Here is a 6893-nt window from a genome sequence, read left to right as displayed (position 1 = left end):
GGCCTGGAGCGCGCGCAGGGCAAACAATCGTGTCGCTCCCGAAAGGCGCTCGATGCGAGCCAGCTCCACACGAATGGCGCGGGCTACCCAGTGCGGACGATCCGTGTCGGTCGCGCGATTCATCCCGTCGCGAGTACGCTGGGCGGCCTCCTCGAGTAGCGCCTCGGCGCCACGCCGGTGATGGTCGCGAGAGCGCAGCACGAGAATGGCCGGCAAAAGCCAGCGTGCCAACCGGGCGTCGTCATCACCTTCTTTGCCTGCGTCCTCGAGGATGGCTTGCCAGGCTTCGACGCTGGTCGTGCCTTCGCCGACACGGCGAATTTCCGGAAACCGCTCGTCGCCGATGAGGTGAAGGGCGGGGCTCGCATCGATGGCGTGGAGTGCATTCAGTAGCGAAGCCACCCGAACGAACGAGGCGGGTGGGGAGGCCGCTGCCTCGGGCGCGTGTGTCGGTGACAGAAGCAGGTCGACCGGCTCGGGGACCATGTAGAGCAGCGGGGTGGCGTACGGTGAGTCTTCGTAGACCCATTCAGGCGATTTCATCTCGGTGGCCTCGGAGGGCGCCAAGGGGGTGACGTCGGCGAATGCACCCGCTATCGACGGGGGTGGGGATGGCGCGCGCCGCGCGCGGCGCCGACGCTGCCATGTCAAATGGGCGAGGACGCCGCCAATTATTATGGCCACGACGGCCAGCACCCAGACGAGCCGGTCGCCAGCAGGCTCCGGGGTGGGAGCGTTTGCCGTTGCGGGTGCCAACAGGAGTGTGGCCACGGCGGGATGGCCGGCAAGTCCAGGCGCCGTGCTGGCGGACGAAGGCGGGGCTTCCATCGCGTCGAGCATGCGCGACACGTCTCGCATCTGCCGGGCACGCGTGGCGCGTTCGACGGCGGTCTCCCGGGGATCGGCGCACGCGCCGAGCAGCGACAGGGCGAACATCAGGCTTGCGACGCGGCGGGACGTGGCGCGATTCCCGCGGTGTGCTGGCGGTGGTGCGTTCAACGGTGTTCCTTACAACGCGCGGCGTGTGCCACGCGAGATCGACATCAACGATCTTAGGCGAGAAGTTCCCGCCTATCGATGGAACAATTCGGAAAAATCGCGCGGATTACGTCGTATTGGGACGCTCGCCGGCCACTCGCACTTCGTGTAACAGATCACCGCCAATCCAGTAGCAAAGCTCCGGTAAATGGCGAATGTTCCAGATGGCGAGATCAGCACGCCGACCCGGCGCAAGGACGCCGCGGTCGTCGAGGCCGAGCGCGTGCGCGGCGTGGATCGTCGCACCACGAAGCGCTTCTTCGGGCGTCAGGCGGAACAGGGTGCAGGCCATGCCCATCGCAAGGCGAAGCGACAGGAGGGGGGATGTGCCGGGATTGAGATCGGTGGCCACGGCCATGGCGACGCCGTGCCGACGGAATGCTTCGATGGGCGGCGGGCGGGTGTCGCGCAGGGCGTAGTAGGCGCCGGGTAGCAGCACGGCCACGGTCCCGCCCTGCGCCATGGCGCGCACGCCGTCTTCGCTCGTCCATTCGAGATGATCTGCGGAGAGGCCGCCGTAGCGCGCAACCAGCGCCGCACCGCCCAGGTCGGATAGCTGTTCCGCGTGGAGCTTGACCGGCAGGCCCAGTTCGCTGGCCTTGCGGAAGAGTCGCTCGGTCTCGGCATGGGTGAAGCCGATGCCTTCGCAGAACGCATCGACCGCATCGACCAGCGATTCTTCGGCCAGCGAAGGCAGCATGGTGTCGCAGACCAGGGCGACGTAGTCGTCGCGGCGTCCCGCGTATTCGGGCGGCAGGGCATGCATGCCGAGGAAGCTGGTGCGCACGTCGATGCCCAGCTCGACACCGATACGCCGCGCCACACGAAGCATACGCCGCTCGGCGTCGGGCTCCAGGCCATAGCCGGACTTGATTTCCAGCGTGGTCACGCCGTCGGCCAGCAAGGCTTTCGCACGCGGCAGGGACTGTTGCAGCAGTTCGTCTTCGCTGGCCGCACGCGTCGCGCGTACGCTGGAGACGATGCCGCCGCCGGCACGCGCGATCTCCTCGTACGTCGCGCCCTCGAGGCGTTGCTCGAATTCCTGCGCACGGTCGCCGCCGAAGACCAGATGCGTGTGGCAGTCGATGAGGCCGGGTGTCACCCAGGTGCCGGGCAAGGATTCGACCCGGTGCGCCAGCGCATGGGGCTCGCCGTGCAATGCGCTGCGCGGCCCTGCGAACGTGATGACGCCGTCGCGCCAGCCGATCGCACCGTCCGCGATCGCCCCATAGGGCACGCCATTGTCGACGAGCGTGGCGAGGCCGACGTCCAGTAGCAGGCCGTCCCAGCGATTATCGGCCGTCATGTGGGTGTTACTCCTTGCGCTTCCGCAGCAGGTGGATCACGGCGCTCGCGCTCCTCCTCGTACTTTTCGATCAGAACGTCAGCCAGTGCCTTGTAGACGGGAACACGGCAGACCAGGCCAGAGACCGCTCGCGCCAGCAGGCAGGCCGCCATGATCGGCAACGCCATCTGGTGATTGGCTGTGAGTTCCAGCGAAATCACGACGGCCGTCAGCGGCGCCTGGGTGACGCCTGCGAGATACGCCGCCATGCCAAGCAGCACGACGGCCGAGTTGTCCGCGCTGGGCAGGAGCTGGGCGATGTTGCCCCCGAGTCCGGCTCCCACGGCGAGTGCCGGGGAGAAGATGCCGCCCGGAATGCCGGCCCACGACGAAGCGATGTTGCCGAGGAACTTGAGCACGCCGAACAGGGGGCCGGTGTCGCTGTGGCCCTGGAGGATGTCACGCGCCTGGCCATAGCCGGTGCCGTAAAGGCCGTTGGCACTCAGCAGGCTGAGCAGAACGAGTGCGAGGCCGCAGGCCGCGGCGAAAACCACGGGCTGGCGGGCGCGCAGTCGCCCCATCGCCCCGCGAAAGCCGGTAGCCGAGGGAATGATCAGGCGCGCGAACAGGCCGCCGGCAAGGCCACCGACGATGCCGGTGAGAAGGACGGCGATCCATGCCCTGCCTAAGGGCAAGGCGGCCGTGATATCGCCGAAGTAGGCGTAGTTGCCGACGATGCCCAGCGAGACGACACCGGCCACGACGATGGCGGTGAGCAGCGTGCCACTGATGCGGTGTTCGAACGTGCCGGACATTTCTTCGATCGCGAAGACCACGCCGGCGAGCGGTGTGTTGAATGCCGCGGCAAGGCCTGCGGCCGRGCCAGCGAGAATGAAGCGGCCCGCAGCGGTAGGATCGTCGAATCCGAAGCGTCGCCCCATGGAATAAAGGAGCCCCGCGCCGACGTGCACGGTTGGGCCTTCGCGGCCGACGGACGCACCGGCGAGAAGGGCCAGAAGGGTGAGTCCCATCTTGCCGACGGCCACTTTGAGCGAGAGCAGGCGCGAGCGAAAGTCTTCGTCCTCCACCTTCAATGCGGCGATCGCCTGCGGGATGCCGGAGCCACGGGTTGCCTTCAGCGCGCCCTGGGTCAACCAGCAAAGCAGGGCGAAAACGGTCGGCGTGATGAGCAGCGGCACCCACCAGCCGTGCGAAGCGACGCTGTGAAATATCGCGAAGGCGAAATCCGCTGCCTTGGCGAAGAGCACGGCGGCGAGTCCGACCACGATGGCACCGCTCCAGAACAGGATGCGGCGACGCCATTGTCGGGGTGAAAGCCACTCATGGCGGCCGAACTCGCGAAGACGATCGAGATTCACTTGCCCTCCGGCATGCGCGACCAGCGCACCTGGTAGAGGTCGAAGCGGCGGTCTTTCAGGTTGGTCACCGCGCCGGAGTTGCGGGCACGGGCGAGATTTTCCAGGCGTAAGTCGGCAAACAAGACGGTCTCGATATTGGGTGTGGAGTCCGCGGCGATACCGTCGCGGGCGAAGGGCAGGTCGCTTGGTGTGAGGATGCAGCTCTGCGCGTACTGGATGTCGAAATTGTTGACGCCGGGCAGGTTGCCGACATTGCCGGAAAGCACCACGTAGCATTGGTTTTCGATGGCGCGCGCCTGCGAGCAATAACGTACGCGCAGGTAGCCCTCGCGCACGTCGGTGCAGAACGGTACGAACAGGATCAGTGCGCCCTGGTCCGTGAGGTGGCGGGCCACCTCGGGAAATTCCGAGTCGTAGCAGATCATCACGCCGATCGGTCCGCAGTCGGTCTGGATCGTCGCCGCGGTATCCCCGCCGGTGATATTCCAGACGTTGCGCTCGCTGGGGGTAGGGTGCAGCTTCTCGCGCTCGTGGATGGAACCGTCGCGCAGGCACACGTAGCAGACGTTGTGGATATCGCCGTTCGGCTGCCGTGTCGGGTGTGAACCACCGATGATGTTGATGTTGTAGTGCACGGCCAGCCGATGGAACATCGCCTTGACCTCGTCGGTGTACTCGGAGAGTCGACGAATGGAATCCACGGGCGACAGCTCGGCGTTCTCGATCGAGAGCAACTGCAGCGTGATCAGCTCGGGAAAGGCGACGAAGTCGGCGTCGTAATCGGCGGCGATATCGACGAAGTATTCGACCTGCGTGGCGAATTCGGCAAAGGAGCTGATCCGCCGTTGCTGGTACTGGACCGAAGCCACGCGCACGGAATCCGGGAGACGATGGCTCTGTGAGACCTTGGGCGTATCCGGGTGATCGTGGAGCTGCGGGTTGCGCCAGATCAGGTGCGCCGCGTAACCGAGCGATTCATGGTCCGACGGCACGTATTCGCGCAACAGGCCAATCACTTCGAAACCGTTGCGCAATTGGAAGCTGAGCGTGGCATCGCGACGGCTGCCGTCGACCACGGCCTGCACATAGCCTTCGGCGCTGCCGTAGCGGGCGATCGCGCGGGCCAGTCCCGGCATGCGGCCGCCGAAGACGATACCGCGGAGTTTCAGGTCGGTGCACAGTCGCTTGCGCGCCATGTACAGGCGCTGCCCGATGCGCATGCCGCGGTAATCCGGGTGGACCACCACTTCCATGCCGTAGAGCCAGTCGCCCTTCGGGTCATGGCGCGAGGCAAAGCCGCCGCCGGTGATCTGCATCCAGGTGTGCGGCGCGAGCGCCACGGCCTCGTTGATGCGGAACGTGGCGCAGAAGCCGACGATCTTCCCCTCGTACTCGACCACGAACTGGCCTTCGGGGAAGTGGGTCTGCTGGCCCTGCAACATTTCCGGCGAATGGCCCCATTCGGGCGTGTAGACGCGGGCGGTGAGGGCGACGAGTTCAGGCACGTCGGTCGGACGCGCCAGACGAAGCAGCAGCTTCGGCGATTGAGCGGCGATGATCTCGGTCATTCCTGCATTATGCCCGTCGGTTAACATGCCCGCTGGATCCCACAGGACACCCCCATGTCACAGACCCCCTTGACCGCGGATTTCCTCTGGCAGGACGGTACCTGGCACGCGGGTGGCGCAGGCCTGTCGGTGTCCGGTGCCCGGTTCGCCGCGGCGTCCGGTGCGACGGGCGAGCGGATCGGCCGTTTCGTATTGCCAGGCATGCCGAATCTGCATTCGCATGCCTTCCAGCGCGCGATGGCCGGACTGGCTGAGCGGCGCGGCCCCGGGGAGGACAGCTTCTGGACCTGGCGCGAGACGATGTATGCCTTCGCCGAGGCGATCGACCCGGATGACCTCAAGGCAATCGCTACCCAGCTCTACATCGAGATGGTGAAGGCGGGCTACACGCAGGTCTGTGAATTTCATTATCTGCATCACGGGCCACGGGGCGTTCATTACGCCGAACCCGCGGCGATGTCGCTTGCACTCATCGAGGCAGCGAAAGAGGCCGGCATCGGCCTCACCCTGTTGCCGGTTCTCTATATGACCGGTGGCTTCGACGGTCGCCCGCTGAACGAGCGGCAGCAGCGCTTCCGTCACGACGTGGGTCAGTACGTGACACTCCTGGAGCGCCTTGCGCCCCTGCAGAACGACATGCTGCGCCTGGGCATCGCACTGCACTCGCTCCGCGCCGTGCCGGAAGATGCCATGCGCGCCTTGCTGTCCAGCGGCGTGTGTCGCGAGCTGCCCATCCATATTCACATCGCCGAACAGATCGGAGAAGTGCAGGACTGCCTTGCCGTGCGCGGCGCGCGCCCCGTTGAATGGTTGCTCGACCACGCTGACGTCGACGCGCGCTGGACCCTCATCCATGCCACGCATCTCACCCCGCACGAAACCGATCGCCTCGCGAAAAGCGGTGCGGTGGCGGGCTTGTGCCCGACCACGGAGGCGAATCTCGGCGACGGGCTGTTCCCGCTGGCCGCCTTCATCGACGCGGGCGGCACGCTGGGTATCGGCTCGGACTCACACATTTCCGTCTCGCCCGTGGAAGAGCTGCGCTGGCTGGAGTACGGCCAGCGCCTGATCACGCGTCATCGCAACGTCACCGCGCGACGGCCGGAAGAGAGCGTCGGCACGGCGCTCTGGCAACGTGCCCTGCAAGGTGGCGCATTGGCCGCGGCGACGGATATCGCACGGCTGGCCGACGGTGCGCGTGCCGATCTTCTCGTGCTGGACGATCGTTCACCGTTGCTCGCGGCACGGGACGAAGCTGACGTGATCGACAGCTTCCTGTTCGCCGGTAACACGCCGCTCGTGCGTGATGTGATGGTCGGCGGTCAGTGGCGCGTGCGCGACTTTGCCCACGCCGCCGAACAGTCGGCGGCCGAGGCTTACCGCGTGGTCGTGGAGAGGTTGGCCGCCGCCTGAGACGAGGGGCCGGTCGGACACTTCGGTTTGCCGTAGAGACCTTCGGCGGAAGGCTCTTTACGTTTCGCCGCCTCCGGTGAGGCATATACCGACACGCCCAGGTCGCAATGATTGTCGCGAAGGGTGAAGCGGACCGTGTCCACGTGCGTCGGAGGCTCGTCGTCGAGCGTACACGTGCTGCCCTTTGCCAGCCGGATCGTGACGCTGTTG

General features: G+C 66.1%; 6 protein-coding genes. 1 reads left to right on the top strand and 5 read right to left on the bottom strand.

Going from position 1 to position 6893, the window contains the following annotated elements:
- From AC1DT2_RS13065 to AC1DT2_RS13050, 4 genes are all read right to left on the bottom strand, one after another.
- Positions 1-999: hypothetical protein (locus tag AC1DT2_RS13065; protein ID WP_477296708.1), on the bottom strand; the 999-nt coding region annotated here is incomplete at its 3' end.
- Between the two features lie 106 nt (positions 1000-1105).
- Positions 1106-2344, bottom strand: coding sequence for an imidazolonepropionase (hutI, locus tag AC1DT2_RS13060; RefSeq protein ID WP_477296706.1), 1239 nt, complete (start codon positions 2342-2344; stop codon positions 1106-1108).
- Positions 2341-3702, bottom strand: a complete 1362-nt coding sequence (locus tag AC1DT2_RS13055) for a chloride channel protein (protein ID WP_477296705.1) — start codon at positions 3700-3702, stop codon at positions 2341-2343. Before AC1DT2_RS13055 ends, hutI begins: the two co-directional genes overlap by 4 nt.
- Positions 3699-5270 carry a bifunctional GNAT family N-acetyltransferase/carbon-nitrogen hydrolase family protein gene (locus AC1DT2_RS13050; protein WP_063573158.1) on the bottom strand — a complete coding sequence of 524 codons (1572 nt, stop codon included), beginning with the start codon at positions 5268-5270 and terminating at the stop codon, positions 3699-3701. Before AC1DT2_RS13050 ends, AC1DT2_RS13055 begins: the two co-directional genes overlap by 4 nt.
- A gap of 54 nt (positions 5271-5324) precedes the next feature.
- Between AC1DT2_RS13050 and AC1DT2_RS13045 the strand changes: the two genes are divergently transcribed.
- Positions 5325-6683, top strand: a complete 1359-nt coding sequence (locus AC1DT2_RS13045; RefSeq protein ID WP_477296703.1) for a formimidoylglutamate deiminase — start codon at positions 5325-5327, stop codon at positions 6681-6683.
- Here AC1DT2_RS13045 and AC1DT2_RS13040 read toward each other — a convergent pair.
- Positions 6647-6893 (bottom strand): hypothetical protein (locus tag AC1DT2_RS13040; protein ID WP_477296702.1); only part of this gene is annotated, 247 nt, incomplete at its 5' end. The genes AC1DT2_RS13045 and AC1DT2_RS13040 overlap by 37 nt on opposite strands.

This window comes from Luteibacter sp. P4_E6 (assembly GCF_056401535.1).
Note: the sequence above shows the minus strand (reverse complement) of the source record. Positions and strands in the feature narration are given on the sequence as shown.

Bases quoted from the DNA above. Each gene is read 5' to 3' on its own strand.
- hutI (WP_477296706.1), bottom strand. From the start codon at position 2,344: ATGACGGCCGATAATCGCTGGGACGGCCTGCTACTGGACGTCGGCCTC.
- AC1DT2_RS13050 (WP_063573158.1), bottom strand. From the start codon at position 5,270: ATGACCGAGATCATCGCCGCTCAATCGCCGAAGCTGCTGCTTCGTCTG.
- AC1DT2_RS13045 (WP_477296703.1), top strand. From the start codon at position 5,325: ATGTCACAGACCCCCTTGACCGCGGATTTCCTCTGGCAGGACGGTACC.